At 57.6% G+C, this 16980-nt stretch carries 17 protein-coding genes, 1 tRNA gene and 1 pseudogene; 4 read left to right on the forward strand and 15 right to left on the reverse strand.

The annotated features are described in order from the left end of the window. Positions 1–207: 207 nt before the first annotated feature. The 14 genes and pseudogenes from AABM54_RS01565 to AABM54_RS01630 form a co-directional block, all read right to left on the reverse strand. The gene (locus tag AABM54_RS01565) at positions 208–738 is read right to left on the reverse strand and encodes a DUF5677 domain-containing protein (protein ID WP_347903281.1); all 531 of its coding nucleotides are present in this window, start codon (positions 736–738) and stop codon (positions 208–210) included. Positions 739–905: 167 nt separating this feature from the next. Continuing rightward, on the reverse strand, positions 906–2012 hold the full coding sequence (locus AABM54_RS01570; protein WP_347903282.1) for a hypothetical protein: 1107 nt from the start codon (positions 2010–2012) through the stop codon (positions 906–908). A gap of 351 nt (positions 2013–2363) precedes the next feature. Continuing rightward, positions 2364–2639 (reverse strand): hypothetical protein, encoded by a 276-nt coding sequence (locus AABM54_RS01575; RefSeq protein WP_347903283.1) that lies wholly within the window; start codon positions 2637–2639, stop codon positions 2364–2366. Continuing rightward, a complete protein-coding gene (locus tag AABM54_RS01580; protein WP_347903285.1) occupies positions 2636–3616 on the reverse strand; it encodes an integrase domain-containing protein in 981 nt (326 codons plus the stop codon). The genes AABM54_RS01575 and AABM54_RS01580 overlap by 4 nt, the downstream gene beginning before the upstream one ends. 906 nt (positions 3617–4522) lie before the next feature. Then, the gene (locus tag AABM54_RS01585) at positions 4523–5851 is read right to left on the reverse strand and encodes an integrase arm-type DNA-binding domain-containing protein (protein ID WP_347903286.1); all 1329 of its coding nucleotides are present in this window, start codon (positions 5849–5851) and stop codon (positions 4523–4525) included. A 165-nt stretch (positions 5852–6016) separates the two neighbouring features. After that, positions 6017–6092 (reverse strand) — tRNA-Thr (locus AABM54_RS01590). A gap of 613 nt (positions 6093–6705) precedes the next feature. Continuing rightward, positions 6706–7935 (reverse strand): methyltransferase, encoded by a 1230-nt coding sequence (locus tag AABM54_RS01595; RefSeq protein ID WP_347903287.1) that lies wholly within the window; start codon positions 7933–7935, stop codon positions 6706–6708. Beyond that, positions 7916–8605, reverse strand: a complete 690-nt coding sequence (locus AABM54_RS01600; RefSeq protein ID WP_347903288.1) for an ABC transporter permease — start codon at positions 8603–8605, stop codon at positions 7916–7918. The genes AABM54_RS01595 and AABM54_RS01600 overlap by 20 nt, the downstream gene beginning before the upstream one ends. After that, positions 8602–9297 carry an ABC transporter permease gene (locus AABM54_RS01605; RefSeq protein WP_347903289.1) on the reverse strand — a complete coding sequence of 232 codons (696 nt, stop codon included), beginning with the start codon at positions 9295–9297 and terminating at the stop codon, positions 8602–8604. Before AABM54_RS01605 ends, AABM54_RS01600 begins: the two co-directional genes overlap by 4 nt. Before the next feature lie 78 nt (positions 9298–9375). Beyond that, positions 9376–10131, reverse strand: coding sequence for an ABC transporter substrate-binding protein (locus AABM54_RS01610; RefSeq protein WP_347903290.1), 756 nt, complete (start codon positions 10129–10131; stop codon positions 9376–9378). 13 nt (positions 10132–10144) lie between these two features. Continuing rightward, complete coding sequence (locus AABM54_RS01615) at positions 10145–10918, reverse strand: ABC transporter ATP-binding protein (protein WP_347903291.1); 774 nt, start codon at positions 10916–10918, stop codon at positions 10145–10147. Positions 10919–11388: 470 nt separating this feature from the next. Continuing rightward, positions 11389–11842, reverse strand: a pseudogene (locus AABM54_RS01620) (hypothetical protein). A 35-nt stretch (positions 11843–11877) separates the two neighbouring features. Continuing rightward, positions 11878–12870 carry an alpha/beta fold hydrolase gene (locus tag AABM54_RS01625; protein WP_347903293.1) on the reverse strand — a complete coding sequence of 331 codons (993 nt, stop codon included), beginning with the start codon at positions 12868–12870 and terminating at the stop codon, positions 11878–11880. A 142-nt stretch (positions 12871–13012) separates the two neighbouring features. Continuing rightward, positions 13013–13417, reverse strand: coding sequence for a hypothetical protein (locus AABM54_RS01630; RefSeq protein ID WP_347903294.1), 405 nt, complete (start codon positions 13415–13417; stop codon positions 13013–13015). 353 nt (positions 13418–13770) lie between these two features. Between AABM54_RS01630 and AABM54_RS01635 the strand changes: the two genes are divergently transcribed. After that, entirely contained in the window at positions 13771–14232 is a 462-nt protein-coding gene (locus tag AABM54_RS01635; protein WP_347903296.1) for a carboxypeptidase regulatory-like domain-containing protein, read from the forward strand. A gap of 205 nt (positions 14233–14437) precedes the next feature. Next, positions 14438–15460, forward strand: a complete 1023-nt coding sequence (locus AABM54_RS01640; protein WP_347903298.1) for an acyltransferase — start codon at positions 14438–14440, stop codon at positions 15458–15460. Here AABM54_RS01640 and AABM54_RS01645 read toward each other — a convergent pair. Then, a complete protein-coding gene (locus AABM54_RS01645; RefSeq protein ID WP_347903300.1) occupies positions 15426–15731 on the reverse strand; it encodes a hypothetical protein in 306 nt (101 codons plus the stop codon). The genes AABM54_RS01640 and AABM54_RS01645 overlap by 35 nt on opposite strands. A gap of 170 nt (positions 15732–15901) precedes the next feature. On the opposite strand from AABM54_RS01645, the gene AABM54_RS01650 reads away from it, so the two are divergent. Both AABM54_RS01650 and AABM54_RS01655 read left to right on the forward strand, forming a co-directional pair. Then, positions 15902–16189 (forward strand): YceK/YidQ family lipoprotein, encoded by a 288-nt coding sequence (locus AABM54_RS01650; protein ID WP_347903301.1) that lies wholly within the window; start codon positions 15902–15904, stop codon positions 16187–16189. 95 nt (positions 16190–16284) lie between these two features. Beyond that, positions 16285–16881, forward strand: coding sequence for a hypothetical protein (locus AABM54_RS01655; RefSeq protein WP_347903302.1), 597 nt, complete (start codon positions 16285–16287; stop codon positions 16879–16881). Positions 16882–16980: the final 99 nt, after the last annotated feature.

Here is a 16980-nt window from a genome sequence, read left to right on the forward strand (position 1 = left end):
TTGCACGGACTTACCCACCCATTTGCATTCGACCTAACGAGCCGTTTGCATCGGATTGGCAAAGTCACCTTCATGGTCGAACGTCTACTCTTGGCCGACTTCTGCCGGTCACGACAGGCAGAACCGGCCAGAAGCGGACGCTGATTCATCTCATCCTCCCAAAACAGGATTCAGTGAGCAAAGAGCGTCCCTATTCAGCTTGTCGTATTACTCCGTTGTCTTACTTTCATATTTACGGGCAAATGCATTGGTTAAATCCAAAAGGCTTATTGCGTCGGTTATCAGCTTGGCTTTTTCGGCAAAATCGCCCGAACTGATGCCAGACAATAGGGTCGCATGTGCTGCTCGAATGGAATACAGACGATAGTTGATATACACGGAGTCCAAACCACAGGAGTCAAGCAGATTGTAAACGCTGGTTCCAGATGCCTGTGCGGGTGCTGCGTCCATCTGGCTTACGAAATCCTTCAAAATCTCACGATTTTCTGGAGTCAGGCTTAAATTTTTTTCGTCCCCTCTCTGTACCCCCCGAGCTTGTTTAGGCAGGTCTGTGAGGTCCTTGTTTTTTAAGTCTTCAAGGGACGTTTTGCCTTCCACCAAACCAACGATGACACTAAAGTGCTCAATCGATAAGCGGTGGATTACCATTGCCTCGTTTATAAAATCATTATCTAACAGCAAACATATTGAATTGCTGTTCTCTAAAAGCCTATCCCAGAATGCCAAAATAATTTCCAAGGAGGTATCCTTGAAGACTAGGTTGGCATGAGAGAGAGCATCTTCTGATCGCATTACAGCGTGACGCAGTTCGTCCGTAATTAACATAACTAGATCCCCATAAGATACGTAAAATGTTTATGCCCACTGAACGTTTCAGCCAGTTTCACAATGACTCTACCGTTATATTAGGACTCTGCCTCACTTCGAAAATATTCTGGAATACCGCTAAGTCCATGATCCTTTGCGTTTCCGATCTCATCATCCAGGGAGAGGCCACAGTACTCGCACTTTGCGGCATGCGTGAATCTATACCAGTTGAAAGGCGCACCCTCATCATCAAAGTCGGAATCAGTCTCTTCATGAATGATTAAGGAGTTTGCGCCACAGGTAGGGCATAGACAAACTTCGTAAAAGTCCAGCTTTGCTTCGCTCGCTGCGATTCGTTCAGCCCTCTTCTTTTCAGCGTTGTGTAGAAAAAATGTAAATGTAAAAGGCTTTTCGTTCTTGGGGGATTTGGGTAGTTTGTCGTCATATGCGGATCTACCAATTTCTTTAAGATAGGCGACCTTTTCAAGGTTATAGGCCTCGGTAGAAAAATGCTTAACAATCTCATCGATTGGGTCTAGCCCACAATGTGGCGACGCATACTTCCATATTATCTCCTTCCCAGCGAAAAACTGGTGAGATACCACGTCACGTACGAAGGGTAGCACGTATTTCCCGACAAACTCATCAAGTGCCGAATACTCTAGAACGTAAAGCCCACGATGCCAGACTCTATTCCGCAGATTGTTAAGTTCGTTCAGCGTATCGAAGTGAGTAGTAATGAATTGGAGGTTAGCATGACCTTCAAGCTTATTGGAACTTACAAGTTCCTTAAGCCTTTTTAGCGCTTCAGAAAACTCGATACTGCGAACTTGCTTCTCTTCATCCGCAGTCAATTTTTTATTATGAAGAAGACTGTGAAGCACGCCAGCCTTTCCAGACCCAACATCTGACAGAAGGGGGTGGTCATTACGTAGAAAGCTTTTGCATGCTAGCTCAGCGAAGTGCTGAAAGTGCACTACGGTTTCTGCGTATGCCTCTGCATAATTTAGGGAATATGAATCTATGACCTCCTGCGTGGTTGCGGAGGGGTTTTTGATGCTTGAAATTCGACCACGCAATTTAGCATAAGTTGAAAAAAAAGACTTCATTGCCACTCTCAGAGAGACCAATGCGAGATCATCTTTTCGCATACTGTGATCGCTTAGTTGAAATCCTTTTTTGAGCGTAAACCCTAATGGTGACATGAGGCTTATCCTTTATTTGCAGGCTCTCAATGATAGCCATTTGCAATCAAAATCGGAAGATGCATATGTGCGAGAGCATGAAACATTTTTAGCTGCTCGGATATTGATTAGATCGGTGATCTAGGTTGCCGTCGCTCCGAATATAATTATCTACTGAAATAAGTTTCAGTGCTAAGTATTATTTTGTTGTCGTCGCATTGAACTTCACGTAGCTCTTAGTAACAGTGAGGGAACAGGCCACAGTTTCTATCTGCTTATAAAACGACCGCTTTAAACGGAGTTCTAGAGGAGGCAACGGGTCGAAAATGTCATCCCGCGACCGACTGCTTCTGGCCGTTTTCTGACCTTCGTTTAGAGGTTGAACTGCCAGGATTTTCCTAAGCGATGAGTGAGTAATTGCATGGTCAGCAAATAGTGATAGCGCGTCGATTGAGTGTGCTGGTTTAGGTGGTGATTCAAAAACCACGCAAGGTGTTTTCTCTGCCAAGTCCATGGATTGTCGCGTTGCCAGCGCTCAGCGATCGCTGTTTGGATGGCCCTCGCCTGACGCAGGTGGCGTTGGCGCGTGGTATGCGACCCGGTTAGGACGCCCGCCAGGAACAGGTCCATATCGAATGCCGTGCTCATGCGCGACCACCAATGTAAGCGGCCACCACGACGATACGGTTGTGCCCCAGCTCATAGCTGATTTGTACTCGGGCTTCCTGATCGAGACGTCGGTCGAGTTGATAGCAATGGCCACCGTTGATGGGGGCGGGATGGTGGGTGATTTGCTCATAGCGTTCGCACGCATAGGCTGCCCGCAATTCGTGGAAGCCTTTGAGGTTGTACTGATGGAGGATGTCCCGTGCAGGACGGACGATTCTCCCTTGGAAATCGAGGTAGGTTTCGTTCGGTGCAAGTAGGTTGCGGCTACCGTCGGGTGAGACCTGTTCGGCGAATTTCAGCGCCTCGCGAATATGATCATCCGCCCTGATCCAGCGAGGTGCCGAGGCACCTGAGCGGCCCCCCTTGGTGCCATCCTGGATGTTGATCTTGCCGTATTGTTCGGCCTCACGTTTTAAGCGCGGAAGGTCGGCCAAAATGGCCTCACGTAAGCGCATGCCGGTGGCTCGCGCTAATTGAGCGATGGCCGCGGCACGCGGCTGCTGGTGTGCGCAAAGCACCTCTACGACCCTCTTCACATGTTCGCGGTCTTGGCCTTGCGGCACCGAACGACGAACACTGGTGCGCCGCATTCCTAGCGCCTTGCTCGGACTCGGTACTTTCACATACTGATCACCGCGAAGCGCTGCCAGGGTCCGATTGATGCTGGATAATCGGTTTTGCGCAGTGGCGATGGCGAGATCGCTGCGCTCAACCAAGTGACGCAGATGCTCCGCGTAATCCAGCAAGGTCTGCCGATCTATCTGCCGTGCATCATTAATTCCCGGGCCGTCCTCCGACCGACACCAGCGCACGAACGTCTGCCAACGATCACTGTGTGCTTTGACCGTCCCGTAATGCTCACCGCCAAACAGGTCTTTCAGTGCCTGCAGCCCGGCATAGCTCAATTGCCGGCCATAGCCAAAATTACGCCCCTCCCGTCTACCGACCAATCCCATGACCAAACTCCTCTGTAAGCCACACTTGTAAAACCTTCCCCACGTCATCCCGCCAAGAATGTTGAGTGTTATCAGGGATCAAGGCCCCTGCGACCTGTGAGGGTTGTCCACTAACGCGGGACTGGCGGCTCCTTACGACCGGGAGCTTGGGCATCTCATGATCTGGCCTCCTGAACACTTCCGAAGAAGTGGGCGGGTGGAGGCTACACTGGCTGACGAGACCGGCGCCGCGAGATCCTGAGTCGGGTGAAGACAGTGATGCGATGACCGGGGCATACCTGACTGTCAGTCAGGTGCAGTCCATTCCGTAGGCTGCGGCACCATCATCTGCATCGCTGCTGCTGGTGGCTTCGGTGTTTGTCACGCCGATTGTCACGAGGGGGAATGCCGCAGAGCCTTGTACGAGGTGGGCTGCAGCAGGGGTAGGAGCGCCCGTCTCTTTCCAGAAGAAAGAGACGGGCGCAGGTTGGCGCAGTGAAATGGCCAAGCAGATAGGTTGCTGCAGGGCAGCTGGGTAGAGGGATGTATTTGCCGCAATGGCAACGATCTGAAGTAGGCATCCATCACTCGGTGAGTGACCGTGCGAGCCGCCGGACGCTAATCGCACTTTGGGAGAACCACCACGGTGTGGCGTAGCCTCAAAGGTTCTGGCTACCTGGGGTTGCTGTCAACGACAGCGCTTTGCCCGATCTTTTCTACGCCTGTGGATAATTTGGGTCAAGACTCGAATTTTCGGGAATTCTGCGGCTGTGGATGAAATTATCCACCGGTGGAAATCTATGGTTTTCCACAGACAGTTCGCGTGGGCTTTAGATTTTTTAAATGAGGTCCATCCAAGCAGGGCGGCTTTGCAGCCCCGCTTGGATGGACCCGCGTGGAAGGGCGGACAACGGTGATCTCACAGGCTTACCCACGTTTGGATGCGCCACGGCTATTTTTTAGGGCCGTGATGTTGTCGCCGACTGGGTGAGCGAATTCGTGGGGTGTCACATGCCCATGGCGGTTGGCATCAATGTAGTTGCTCCACCACGCCATGATCAGCCGGCGCTGCTCCAGAAATTCAGCTTTGTGGATATACGCGGCGCGCACACGGTTGCGTTCCTTGTGGCTCATTTGTCTTTCGATGGCTGCGTCGGTCCATAACCCGGACTCAAGCAGGGCGCTACAGGCCATGGTCCTGAAGCCGTGGCCGCACACGTCCTTGCTGGTGTCATAGCCGACGTTGCGGAGCATGGTGTTCACCGTGTTCTCGGACATGGGCTTCCAGTACTTGTGGTCGCCCGGTAGCACCAACTCTGAAAAGCGACTGAGGCTGCGCAGGCGCTCCAGTATTTCGATGACCTGCGGCGATAGCGGAACCATTTGAATGTCGCCGTTCATCTTGGTCCCGCGCGTGGAGTTGCGTACCCCTTCAATCGGTGCGCGTGTATCGGGGATTTCCCACATGGCGCGTTGGAGGTCGAACTCACTCCATCGAGCGAAGCGCAGTTCGCTGGAGCGGACGAATACATGCAACGTCAACAGGACGGCGAGGCGCGTCAGTTCGCGGCCGTTGTAGTTGTCGATACGGTGCAGCAGTTCGGGTAGGCGGTTGAGAGAGAGGGCCGGGCGATGGACTGTGCGCGGCGAGTGAAGCGAGCCTGCCAGATCTAGAGCGGGATTCATGGTGATCTGCCGAGCCCTTTTGGCCCCGCGCATGATGGTGGATAAGTAGTTCTGTACCCTTAACGCCACATCCATGGTGCCGCGTTCCTTGATGCGCTGGGTGATTTCTAGCAGGTCATGGGTATCGAGTTCAGCGATGGGTCGTTGGCCGATCAGCGGGAAGACGTGGGTACGCAGTCGGCTCATCACGGTTTTTGCGTGTCCTTCGGTCCAGCGACGGGACATGTCGGCGTGCCACTCCAGAGCAACGGTTTCGAAAAGCAGTGCCGCCCGCTGGGCTACGATCTTGGCCTTCTTCTTTTCTTCCATTGGGTCGAGGTTGTCGAGCAGCAATGCCTTGGCTTCGTCTCGCTTACGCCGTGCGACGGAAAGGGTAACGATGGGGTAATTGCCGATGATGAGCGTACCTTCCTTGCCGTTGGGCTTGGTGTACTTCAAGCGCCAGGTCTTCACGCCATTGGGTTTGACGAAAAGGTACATGCCGCCGCCGTCGAACAGTTTGTAGGCGCGTTCGCGGGTTTTGGCCGTGCGGCATTGCAGGTCGCTGAGGGGGATCGCTAGACGTGGCATAGGGGGTACGCGCTCCTGACCGGGAAATCGCAGTACCCCTAACATACCCTCGGGGAAGGGGGATTTTGTTGGATCCCGACAGAGGGTCCTGGAACGAAAAAACCCGCCAAAGGGCGGGTTTTCGGGGCTTCCAGAGCATTCAGTAGAATGCAATGGAGCCTAATGTGGTGCCGGCACCAGGAGTCGAACCCGGGACCTACTGATTACAAGTCAGTTGCTCTACCAACTGAGCTATACCGGCGTGTTGGGCAACGATTATAGCGATTGGCGAGATTCTGTAAACCCCTGAATTCTGACTATTTTTATTCGGGGTTGGACCTGGGTTGCCAAGCCGTGAATTCCTTGAGGTTCGGCGGGGAGGGAGGTGTGCCGGGTTGACCCTTTGTGTCCTGTTTTAGGGGCCAACCAATCAGGGCAATTTCGCCAGCCAAACTGGCACCGTTCTGTTCGAGGGTGCCAGCAGGTGCGATACGGGGGACTGTTTGTAATCGGTGTGTCGGTCACTGGCGCAGTGGAGGCTTTGGGCTATGCTTCGCCGAGCCATTTCATGGCGATGTTCCGGTGCCGTGTGGGTGATTTCCCCGCGCGTTATTTTGCTATTAAAGAGCCGCTGAATGGGCGGTTATGCCCTTTCGCTTGAAGGCTTATGCACAACGGCGGCTGTCGAATGACAGCAGGTGGCCGGGTTCTGTGATGCCGTTCTCATTTGCTCGCAAATAGCTGTTTTTTCGGTTTTTTATTCATGTGAACAAAAAACGATCAGGTACTGTTTCAGCGCCGAAACAGTGTTCTAACTGGATCCAGGATTATTTCATCAACAGACTTATCCACAGGCCGGGGTGTGCCTGCGTGGTCTATCGGCGCTCGGCCAACAGCATCAGGTTGCGTGGCGTCAACGGTGCTTCACAGAACTGCCCAAGGCGAACGTTGTAGCCTTTTTCTTCCAGTAACAGCGCCCGATCCAGCACCAGCCACAACTCCAGCGGCCGACGGAACAAACCGCGCAGCAGTTCCAGGTTGCGGACCTGTGCCAGGCGTTGCCAGCCTGCGGATTCCAGCGCTGACCAGTCATGTTCGCCGACTGTGGATAAGTTTTTCAGCACCGCCAGATCGCGACAGTAGTCGGCAAAGGGTTTGGTCAGCCAACTGCTGGGCAGCGATGGGGTTGGCAGGTAGTCGTCAGTGCCGCGCAGTTGCCGTTGCAGCAGGTCGAAGGCCAGGCGCCGGGCCATGGACGCATCGCGCTGACGTCTGACACGAGCGCCCGCGGTGACGGTCTCGCTCAGCGGCAGCGCCAGATCATCCAGCGAAAGCTCCAGGCCAGAGGCCTTGGCCGCGACTGACAGCGGTTGATACTCGCGGGTACTGATGCGGTTGTAGCAGCAGGGTGCGATGGCCAGTTGTTCACAACCTGCCGCGCTGGCCAGTTGCATCAGCCGCACATGCAGGTCGCCGCAGGCGTGCAGGGCGACTGGCGTGTGGTTGGCATTCAGGCGCGCAGCCGCATCGGCGGCCATCACGTCTTGCTGGTGATGGTTCACCGCGAGGTGATGGTGCTGGCTGAGTGCCTGGCCGCTGGCGATCAGTGCCGGGTCGAACTCCAGGCACGTCAGTTGCTGGCCGGGTTGCAACAGGCGTCGGCCCAAATGCCCTTTGCCTGAGCACCAGTCGAGCCAGTGCCGGGGCGCTGTAGAGAACGTCAGGCAAGCGGCGAAGGCTTCGATCTGCTGCCATTTGCGGCCGGGTACGTCGACGTTAAGGCGCCGGGTCGAAGGTTCAAGTGCATGAACGGGAAGATCGCCTACAGTGCTGAGCGCAAAGGCTTGCGCTGCCAGTGCCGGAAAAGGCGCAGGAGCGGGCAGTTGTTCGGGGTGGTTGTGGCTGTTTTCTGCGTCTTCCAGCGACCGTTGGCGTAGCCAGTTCGCCAGTTCCGGGTGGCTTTCTTCCCATGGCAGGTGCCGATGGGTGAATGGGCGCGGGCGCCACAGGGCTTGATGCTCGGTCAGGAATTCGTCCAGTGCCGTGAAGCGGGCGAGCAATTGCTCGCCCGCCAGCACCGGTCGGTCAACGCCCCTGGCAGGCATCGACGCGCAACCAGCGCTCCAGCAGTTTGAAGCCACGCACCAGCACGTAGGCCATCAGCAGGTAGAACATGCCTGCGGCGAAGAAGATCTCTACCGGCAGGTAGGTCCGGGCGATGATGGTGCGGGCCATGCCGGTCAGTTCCAGCAGGGTCACGGTGCTGGCCAGGGCGCTGGCCTTGAGCATCAGGATCACTTCGTTGCTGTAGGCTGGCAGGCCGATGCGCGCGGCGCGCGGCAGGATGATGTAGAACAGCGCTTTTGGCCGCGACATGCCCAGTGCCCGGGCAGCTTCGATTTCGCCCGGTGGAATGGCCTGGATCGCCCCGCGCAGGATCTCGGCAATGTAGGCCGCCGTGTGCAGGGTCATGGTGGCGGTGGCGCACCAGAACGGATCGCGCAGGTACGGCCACATCGCGCTCGCGCGGACAGCGTCGAACTGCGCGAGGCCGTAATAGACCAGGAACAGCTGAACCAGCAACGGCGTGCCACGGAAGAAGAAAATGTACGCATAAGGCAGGGCGCGCACGTACCAGAGCTTCGACGAGCGGGCGATGCCCAGCGGAATGGCCAGCAGCAGGCCGAGGATGACCGCAATGGCCACCAGTTCCAGCGTCAGGGTCGCGCCCTGGGCCAGTTTCGGCAGCCACTTGATAATGACTTCCCAGTTCATTGCGTGCTCCTCGCGAAGCCGCGAGCGGCGCGTTTTTCAAGCAGGTGCATGCCGGTCATGGCCAGCACCGTCAGGCCCAGGTACATGAAGGCCGCGACCATGTAGAAGGTGAACGGTTGCTTGGTCATGGTCACGCCGTTCTGGGCATGACGCATGATTTCTTCCAGGCCAATCACCGACACCAGTGCGGTGTCCTTCATCAGGATCATGAACAGGTTGCCCAGCCCCGGCAGAGCAATGCGCCACATCTGCGGCATGATCAGCCGGGTGAAAATCCGCCACTTAGACAGACCCAGCGCCATGCCCGCTTCACGGTGGCCCTTGGGGATTGCCAGGATTGCCCCGCGGAACACTTCCGTGGCGTAGGCGCCGAAGCACAGGCCCAGCGCGATCACGCCAGCGGCGAAGGCGTTGAGTGCCAGGTCGGGATTGCCGAAAAACTCGCCCAGGGCACGCATCAGGTTGACCGTGCCGAAGTAGATCAGCAGCACCCAGAGCAATTCCGGGATGCCTCGAACCAGGGTCGAGTAGGTGCCGCCAAGCCATTGCAGCGGCTTGTACGGGGAAGTCTTGGCCAAGGCGCCGAGCAGACCGAGCACCAGCCCCAGGCACAAGGCCGTGAGCGCCAGTTTGACGGTCATCAGCGCACCAGCGGCGAGCGCCGGGCCGAATCCGTAGAGATCGATAATCATGGATGGGTATTCAAATCGCAGCAGGCTTTGCTAAGGACCGGCCACCGCGTCACACGGCGCCGGTCAGGCAGCTCAGGATCAATAGATGCTGAACGGGAAGTACTTGTCGTTGATCTTCTTGTAGGTGCCATCAGCGACGATTTCTTTCAGCGCGACGTTCAGGTCATTACGCAGTTTGTCGTCGCCCTTGCGCACGGCGATGCCGATCTTGTCGCTTTCCACCACCGGGTCGCCCTTGAACTCGTAGTTCTTGCCGGCGTCGCTTTTCAGCCAGTCGTAGTTGGCGTACTTGTCCGCGAGGATGGCGTCGACGCGACCGGATGTCAGGTCCAGGTAGGCGTTTTCCTGGGTGTCGTACAGCTTGATGGTGATGTCGTCACCGTAGGTATCTTCCAGCCAGGTGCCAGCCAGGGTGGCGCGCTGGGTGCCGATTACCTTGCCTTTGAGCGAATCCTTGTCGGTTTTGAGGTCGACGTTCTTCGGCGCAATGAACTGCAGCTTGTTGGAGTAGTACGGATCGGTGAAATCAACGGCCTGCTTGCGTTCGTCGGTAATCGACAGGGAAGAGATCAGGAAGTTGAATTTCTTGGCATTCAGCGCCGGGATGATGCCGTCCCAATCGGAGGTCACGACTTCGCATTCGACTTTCATCTTGGCGCACAGGGCGTCGCCGATGTCCTTGTCGAAACCGACCACCTGGCCGCTGGCATCTTTGTTGTTGAACGGCGGGTAGGCCGCTTCGATGCCCATCTTCAGTTTTTCGGCAGCCATGGCGTTGGCCGAGAACACCAGGGTGGCGGCCGCAGCCAGGAGGAATTTCTTGTAAGTCTGCATGTAGTTAGCTCCGTTAGCGGTTGCTGGACATGAATTGTTTGCAGCGCGCCGAAAGCGGGTTATCGAACACCTGCTGTGGCGATCCCTGTTCCTCGACCAGGCCTTGGTGGAGGAACACCACTTCGCTGGACACCTGGCGGGCAAAGCCCATCTCATGGGTCACCAGCAGCATGGTCCGGCCTTCTTCGGCCAGGGCGCGGATCACATTAAGTACTTCCTGAACCATTTCCGGGTCAAGCGCTGAGGTGGGCTCGTCGAACAGAATGACCTTGGGTTGCATCGCCAGCGTGCGGGCGATGGCGGCGCGTTGTTGCTGGCCGCCGGAGAGTTGTGCCGGGTAGGCGTGGCGCTTGTCGGCGATGCCGACCTTGGCCAGCAAGGCTTCTGCGGTTTCGATGGCATCGCGCTTGCTCTGGCCGAGCACCCGGCGCGGCGCCTCGATGATGTTGTCGAGCACGCTCATGTGCGGCCAGAGATTAAAGTTTTGAAACACAAAACCGATCTCGCTGCGCAGGCGGTTGATCTGTTTGCCGTCGGCGGCAACCAGTTCACCGTTTTTTGCAGGCTTGAGCTTGAGCTCTTCGCCGGCCACCAGGATCTGTCCCTGGTTCGGGTTTTCCAACAGGTTGATGCAACGAAGGAACGTGGACTTGCCGGAACCGGAGGAACCCAGGATCGAGATCACATCGCCGTCGCGGGCGGTCAGCGAGACGCCTTTGAGCACCTCAAGCTGGCCGTAGCGTTTGTGCAAGTTGCGGATTTCAAGCGCGGGCGTGGCCTCAGCCATGTGCGGTCCTCATTGTGTTCTGTTGTGCTCCAGCTGTTGGGCGGCCTTACTGGGAGCGCCAAGCTAGCATGGCGTTCGAATCGCAGCCAACAGCCCCGCGGGGCGTAAACGGACAGTGTGCGGCAGGTTGTCGCATCAGCGCAGCAGACTGTCGCGCCATCAACAACCGAACGCCCGTTTGAAGCCATGATTGCGCGGGTGTCGCGTAAAAAAAGGCGCGATGGTGCCAGCTTTGGCCGGGTGTTGGAAGCGCTAACCGGCCAAACGTTCCCGATCCGCACTTTTATTGTGCATGACACACTTTTTACGTGTGTTTGTGGTGCGTCCGTTGTCGATCTTCATTGTCGTGGCCCTGGTGCCCTGGAACGACCCTGCGCTGGCGTTGAGCTGATCCGCACCGCGTAACGCAAAACGGCCGCTGTCAGTGATGACAGCGGCCGTTTTTGTTGGCGAGGGGGCTTGCGGCGTGGTTACTCGCCTTTTGCCTCTGGCTCGTCCAGCGATTCGCGATAGCTGTCCAGCGCACTGCCGAAGTCGGTGATGAACTGCGGTTCTGTGAGCCAGGGCCTGGGCCGCTTCACGGTCCATGCCGTCGGCCCACATGCGGTAGTCGATCAGCATGTCGGCAGCCAGGTGCGTGGCGGCCATGGCTTCGTTCTCGGCGTTTTCCATGTCCAGCAGTTCTGGATGGTCGTTGATGATCTCGCTGAGCGACGTCAGCAAGGTCAGCAGCATGTCGTTGCGGCTGATGGCTTCTGCTTCGCGCATTTTGCCGAACATCGCCAGGGTGTACTCGGGCATCTGCTCGGCCGGCGCGTTCGGGTCGTCATGCATGGCGATGGGTTTTCTGCCGCTGATGCGAATCTGCTTGGCCTTGATCTTGGCGCGTTTGGCGCGTTTCTGTTGTTTGTTCGTGGCAGCCATGTACTTCGTTCCGTATGCGTGTGGGGGAGGGCGGCTCAGGTCGGGGCGCTGCGGGGCACTAACCGTCCGGGTGTGCCGGGGTGCAGTTCGCCGTTCTGTAGCCAGGACAATGCAATGGGCCATAGTGTGGCTTGGTACGGGCTGCGAAAAAAGGCGAAATGTCCGACTTCCACTTCGCCGATGTCTTCGGGGGTGATTCGCAGGTGGGTGTTGGCACTGGCGGTGAAGTAGCCGAGCAAGCGCTCGATGGCGGAAACAGTGCCGTAAGGATCGTCGCTGAGGCTGATGGCCAGGGCTTGCGCGGTGACCGCAGTGAACGGCAAGCCTTGAGGTTTCGCGGCGATGACGCGACCGCTGGGGCGTTGTTCGTAGCGGGCGGCCGGGGTGCTCCAGTCGTAGACGACACCGGCGGGCGTGTCTTCGAGCCAGCCCAGACGTTTGCCGGGAAAGTAGCCGTAGCCTTTCGTCATGAGCGGCATGAACAGGTGCCACTTGATGAACATCCGCCAGCGGCTGGCCGAGGCGTAGTCTCGCCAGTAAGCGAATTGCGCGCCCACGGTGACCAGGCGTCGGATCACGTGCCCGGAAGCGGCCAGCCCTGCTGCGCAGCCGCCAAAACTATGGCCGACCACGTCGATCGGCTGGCCGGGATACTCCCGGATGGCCCGTTGCAGGATGGCCTCGAAATCCAGTGCGCCCCAGTCTGACCAAGAGGCCTTGAACCCGCGCAAGGAGGCGGGGCGGGATTCGCCGATGCCCCGGTAGTCATAGGCGATGACGTCGAAGCCATTGGCAAACAGGTAATCGGCAAAGCGAGAGTAATGCCGGCAGCGTACGGAGGTGGCCGCGTTGATAATGACGACCGGGCGGTCGTCAGCGTGCCGTGGATGACGCCAGGTGAAGCCGCCGAGCACAACCCCATCGGCAGCGGGCTCTCGGAATGATTCGCTCGGACCGAAGGTTGGTCGTGGCTCTTCAGCCTGAGCAGGCAGCGGTGGTGTCCGGGAGGGTGTGATCGGCACGTTCATTTGAGAGAGACCTGGGCTCAATTGCTGCCCACGATAGTCTGCATGTGGTGAGGGAACAATCTGCAGGTGCCGCGGCAGTGGAGCACAACGAAAAACGGCCGCTGTCAGGTATGACAGCAGCCGTTTTTTTTGACTCGCAGAATCAGCGTGACGATTTCTGCAGCGCTTCGGAGGCCGCGACATAGTCGGCCTGGAACTGCGGGCTTTCAATCCAGGCCAGGGCCTTGGCTTCGTCCGCCTCGGTGGACCATTGGCGGTACTCGATCAGCGCTGCGAGGATGAAGTCTGTAGCCTCTTCCTCGCCTTCCTGTTCAAGCACCAATGCCAGCAACGGGTCTTCCAGGAAGGCTGTGCACAGCGCTTGCTGGCTGGTTTTCTCGGCGGTGCGCATTCTGTCGAACAGGTCGGACAGGTCAACCGACTCGAAGTCGATGCGGTCGTCGTTCGGGTCCAGGTCGACCTGAGGCGCTGCGCGCTGGGTTCTGTTTTGTTTAGCCTTGGCTTTTGCGCGCTTGGCTCGTTTCTGTTGTTTGTCCGCGGATGCCATTGATGTTGGTCCTCTATCCAGGCGCAGGGTGAGCTATTGAAGCGCAGTTGCGCGAAAAACCGAAGGGAACATTCGCGGCGTGGGTGTTTTAGCCGCGAGTGCCTTGAAGCGGGTTGTGCCTTTGCTAGCCGGTTTTGTGCAGGGCTTCACGCCTAATTGATCTAATCGGCCATGGGGTGGGGCATAAACTTATAAGAGCGAGGCTTTGTTTTGCATCCCTCGCGAGCAGCAGGCCCGCGTAGCGTGATCGCTGCGCAGTGCAGGCAAAGAACCGCGATGCCGCCACTTTGTGGGTACGGGCATCAGGGCGGGCATCGCCTTCGACGGGTTCTGTACGAACCCTGGGAGTCGTTATGAAGTCCTTTAACGCATTGGCATTTTCCACCGGGCTGGCGGCGGCACTGGCGGTGTGGCCTTCCTCGATTTTGCTGGCGGCCAGCCCGAGCCAGGAGCCGATCGACATGTCGGTCGTCCAGCTGGAGCCACAACAACAAAACGGGATCTCTTACCTGTCAGGGGGCATTGGCCTGGATGAGTCGCGGGCGATTCAACAAGCCAAGGGTTACAACCTGCATCTGACGTTCTCCACGGGGCCGGCGAATGAGTATGTGCCGGATGTGGATGTGATGATCCAGAACATGCAGGGCCACTCGGTGCTGGCGCTGAATCAGGTCGGGCCTATCGTTTATGTCAATCTGCCGGCTGGCAGGTACAACGTGACGGCGACCCGCAACGGGCAGCCGGAGCAAAGCTCGGTGACGCTGGTGGGTGGCACTATCCGGGACGTGAATGCGCACTGGAAGGATGCCAAATGACGCGTGTTTGAGGCCTGAAGCGTATGGCGGTAATAGCCGCGGTCTGGCCTGTTCGGAACACATGCCCCGGTAGTCGGGGCATGTGAGTGTGTGGGGTTGTCCTGTCTGTTCGATCCCGTTGTGAATATGTTCGCGAAACGCTGTTGGCTATCGATGAGCCGGGCTTGCTAGAGTGCGGTTCCTCTTTCCATCCACAGGGATTCGCATGGGAACGTACCGCTTGATCCTGGCCTTGCTGGTGCTGGTGTCACACATGGGGCTGACAGTCCTGGGGTTGAACCCCGGGGTGGTCGCGGTGATTTCGTTCTTCATGCTTTCGGGCTATGTGATGACCGCGCTGATCAAGCGCTACTACCTGGCCCCCAGGTCGATTCCCGACTTTTACCTGGATCGGTTGATGCGGTTGCAGCCGCAGTATCTTTTCTATCTGACGCTGAGCGTCATCTATTTTTTTGCAGCCGACGTGCATGACTTTTTTGTGCACGCGATCACCTGGCAAAGCCTGATCCTGAACGCGCTGATCGTGCCAAACAGTTTTTACATGACGCCGCTGATGGCCGATGGCGTGATTATCCCGCCCGCCTGGTCGTTGGGGCTCGAAGCCTGTTTCTATCTGGTGATTCCGTTTCTGTTGATTTATCGCCTGCGCTGGCTGGCATTCGGCAGTTCGCTGGTGGTGTTTCTGTTCGCCTATTCGACGACGATCAATACCGATTGGTTTGGCTACCGGTTGCTGCCGGGCACGTTGTTCATGTTTCTGCTGGGCAGTTTTCTGTATGAGAAGGGCCGACGCGAGAGGCTGGCAATCGTGGCCACTTGCGGGTTGTGCTGCGCGTTGCTGGTGGCGACCCTGGTGTTCGGCGTCAACAGGGTGCCCTTCAATGCCGAGGTGCTACTGGGGGTGGTCGTCGGGGTGCCAATGATTTTCCTGTTGGCGCAAAGGTCATCGGGGCGGCTGGACCAGTTGCTGGGCAACATCAGCTACGGCGTTTTTCTCAATCACTTCCTGCTGATCTGGGTCTGGCGGACCTTTGGGATGACGACCCCCACGCACCTGGACATGCTTACCCTGATGGCGGCGTCGATGGCGCTGGGGTGGGTCAGTTATCGGCTGGTCGAGAAGCCGGCGATTGCGTTGCGCAGTCGGTTGCGCAAGCGGATGCAGGCCAGCGCGTCCGCTTCGGCTGCGCGGCCTACGGCTTTCGATCAGGCGCCAAGGCCCGACTGACCTGAAACGACACGCCGGCCAGTATCAGCAGCGCCCCGGCTATCACGCTGTGCCAGATGAGCGTGAAGCGGTACATCCTGGCGTCCTCTGCGAGCGTATAAAGCGTTTTGGGACCGAAACGGGTCATCGAGTTGATGGCGCCGTGCATCAAGCCGTCAGCGACGGTGAAGGCTATCAGGCAGGCCATCACGGCCAGCGCGGCGGCGAAGCCGAGAAACAACCGTGCATCGCGACGCGAGGCTGGGGGCGTGGGCTTCTTTCTGCTGGTCATGCTGCTCACTGTCCTTGTGTGGGGTGGGGTTCGTCGCATTGGAGGGCGCGCAGGGCTATCCAATGCCATTACACTCGCGCGCTGCGAATGTGCGTAGTTTTCCATGGATACGGCACGTCGTCGCGTCACCGTACGGTGCACTGCGTGAACTCGATAAAAGGAAACAGGATTTGAAACGGACTTTACGCCTTGGGGTTGTCCTGGGGTTGATGGCGAGCGTGGCGGGTTGCGGGACCATGCTGGGGCGATTGGGCGCAGAGTCGCAAGCCGATTACTACAAAGGCGTCGATGGCGGGCTGATGCTGCTGGGGGTCAACAAAACGGGTGGCGAAGGCTCGCCTGCGGGCATTTTGTGTTACGTCTCGCTGGTCTGTCCGTTGGTGACCGTGGTGTCACTGCCCGTTGATGCGGCGCTGGACACGGTGTTTCTGCCAATCGACTACGTCAATACGCTGTGATGGCCCAGTCTCGTCGTCCGGCGTCCGAGGCAATCGTCGACCCGCTGCCAGTCTCTGGCGAGGTCTCGATCAAGCTGTTTCCCGAGAGCATCTGCATGATCGATGGTCGGGGTGACCTTAAGGTATTTTGCCAATCCCGACCTTGGGCGGCCTGGGCGTTCAAGCTGGGTTGGCCGGCGGCGATCATCGGGTTTTTCTGGGCGCTGACGACCCATGTGGATTGGCTCATCCTGTTGACGATAGGGGTGGCGACAACCTATCCGTTGCTTCTGGCGATCATTGTCGACAGGATCGTTCCAGACACGACCTATCGTGCGTGGTTCGATGAACGAGGCTTGAACCTGGCGATCGGTGATAAACACGACCACGCTGCGCTGCTGTCCCGGTTCATACCCTTTGAAGACATCACCCATCTGGAAACCGTGGAGCACTATCGCAATCTTGGGCGCATGGGCAGTACCCGGCTTCGCGTTTACACCGTGAAGATGAAACAGCCCTTCGGGACGTTGCCACACCTGCAGATCAGCACCAAACAAAGCGCGGAATCGGCTCGCTCGGTGATCAAGCGTCTGAAGCAATTGCCGGCAGCAGGGCATATCGTCGCGCCGCCGCTGTACCTGATCGGCAATCCGCCGACCGGCCCCCTCGAAGAGCGTGCCGAGCGGGAGCGGCGTTTACGCGGCGAGGTCTGAGCGAGGCAAGTTAAGGTGTGTGCGTCGACTCGCATCGCCCTGAGTATTCCAGGCGTGCCGGTTAAATCGCAGACAACAAAAAACCCGCACTTGGCGGGT

This window comes from Pseudomonas purpurea (assembly GCF_039908635.1).
Lineage (GTDB): Bacteria > Pseudomonadota > Gammaproteobacteria > Pseudomonadales > Pseudomonadaceae > Aquipseudomonas > Aquipseudomonas purpurea.

Excerpts from the sequence above, each read along its gene's own strand:
- AABM54_RS01640 (WP_347903298.1), top strand. The coding sequence starts at position 14,438 with ATGGGAACGTACCGCTTGATCCTGGCCTTGCTGGTGCTGGTGTCACAC.
- AABM54_RS01655 (WP_347903302.1), top strand. The coding sequence starts at position 16,285 with ATGATCGATGGTCGGGGTGACCTTAAGGTATTTTGCCAATCCCGACCT.
- AABM54_RS01645 (WP_347903300.1), bottom strand. The coding sequence starts at position 15,731 with ATGACCAGCAGAAAGAAGCCCACGCCCCCAGCCTCGCGTCGCGATGCA.
- AABM54_RS01625 (WP_347903293.1), bottom strand. The coding sequence starts at position 12,870 with ATGAACGTGCCGATCACACCCTCCCGGACACCACCGCTGCCTGCTCAG.
- AABM54_RS01635 (WP_347903296.1), top strand. The coding sequence starts at position 13,771 with ATGAAGTCCTTTAACGCATTGGCATTTTCCACCGGGCTGGCGGCGGCA.
- AABM54_RS01580 (WP_347903285.1), bottom strand. The coding sequence starts at position 3,616 with ATGGGATTGGTCGGTAGACGGGAGGGGCGTAATTTTGGCTATGGCCGG.
- AABM54_RS01615 (WP_347903291.1), bottom strand. The coding sequence starts at position 10,918 with ATGGCTGAGGCCACGCCCGCGCTTGAAATCCGCAACTTGCACAAACGC.
- AABM54_RS01630 (WP_347903294.1), bottom strand. The coding sequence starts at position 13,417 with ATGGCATCCGCGGACAAACAACAGAAACGAGCCAAGCGCGCAAAAGCC.
- AABM54_RS01585 (WP_347903286.1), bottom strand. The coding sequence starts at position 5,851 with ATGCCACGTCTAGCGATCCCCCTCAGCGACCTGCAATGCCGCACGGCC.
- AABM54_RS01575 (WP_347903283.1), bottom strand. The coding sequence starts at position 2,639 with ATGAGCACGGCATTCGATATGGACCTGTTCCTGGCGGGCGTCCTAACC.
- AABM54_RS01570 (WP_347903282.1), bottom strand. The coding sequence starts at position 2,012 with ATGTCACCATTAGGGTTTACGCTCAAAAAAGGATTTCAACTAAGCGAT.
- AABM54_RS01595 (WP_347903287.1), bottom strand. The coding sequence starts at position 7,935 with ATGCCTGCCAGGGGCGTTGACCGACCGGTGCTGGCGGGCGAGCAATTG.
- AABM54_RS01600 (WP_347903288.1), bottom strand. The coding sequence starts at position 8,605 with ATGAACTGGGAAGTCATTATCAAGTGGCTGCCGAAACTGGCCCAGGGC.
- AABM54_RS01610 (WP_347903290.1), bottom strand. The coding sequence starts at position 10,131 with ATGCAGACTTACAAGAAATTCCTCCTGGCTGCGGCCGCCACCCTGGTG.
- AABM54_RS01605 (WP_347903289.1), bottom strand. The coding sequence starts at position 9,297 with ATGATTATCGATCTCTACGGATTCGGCCCGGCGCTCGCCGCTGGTGCG.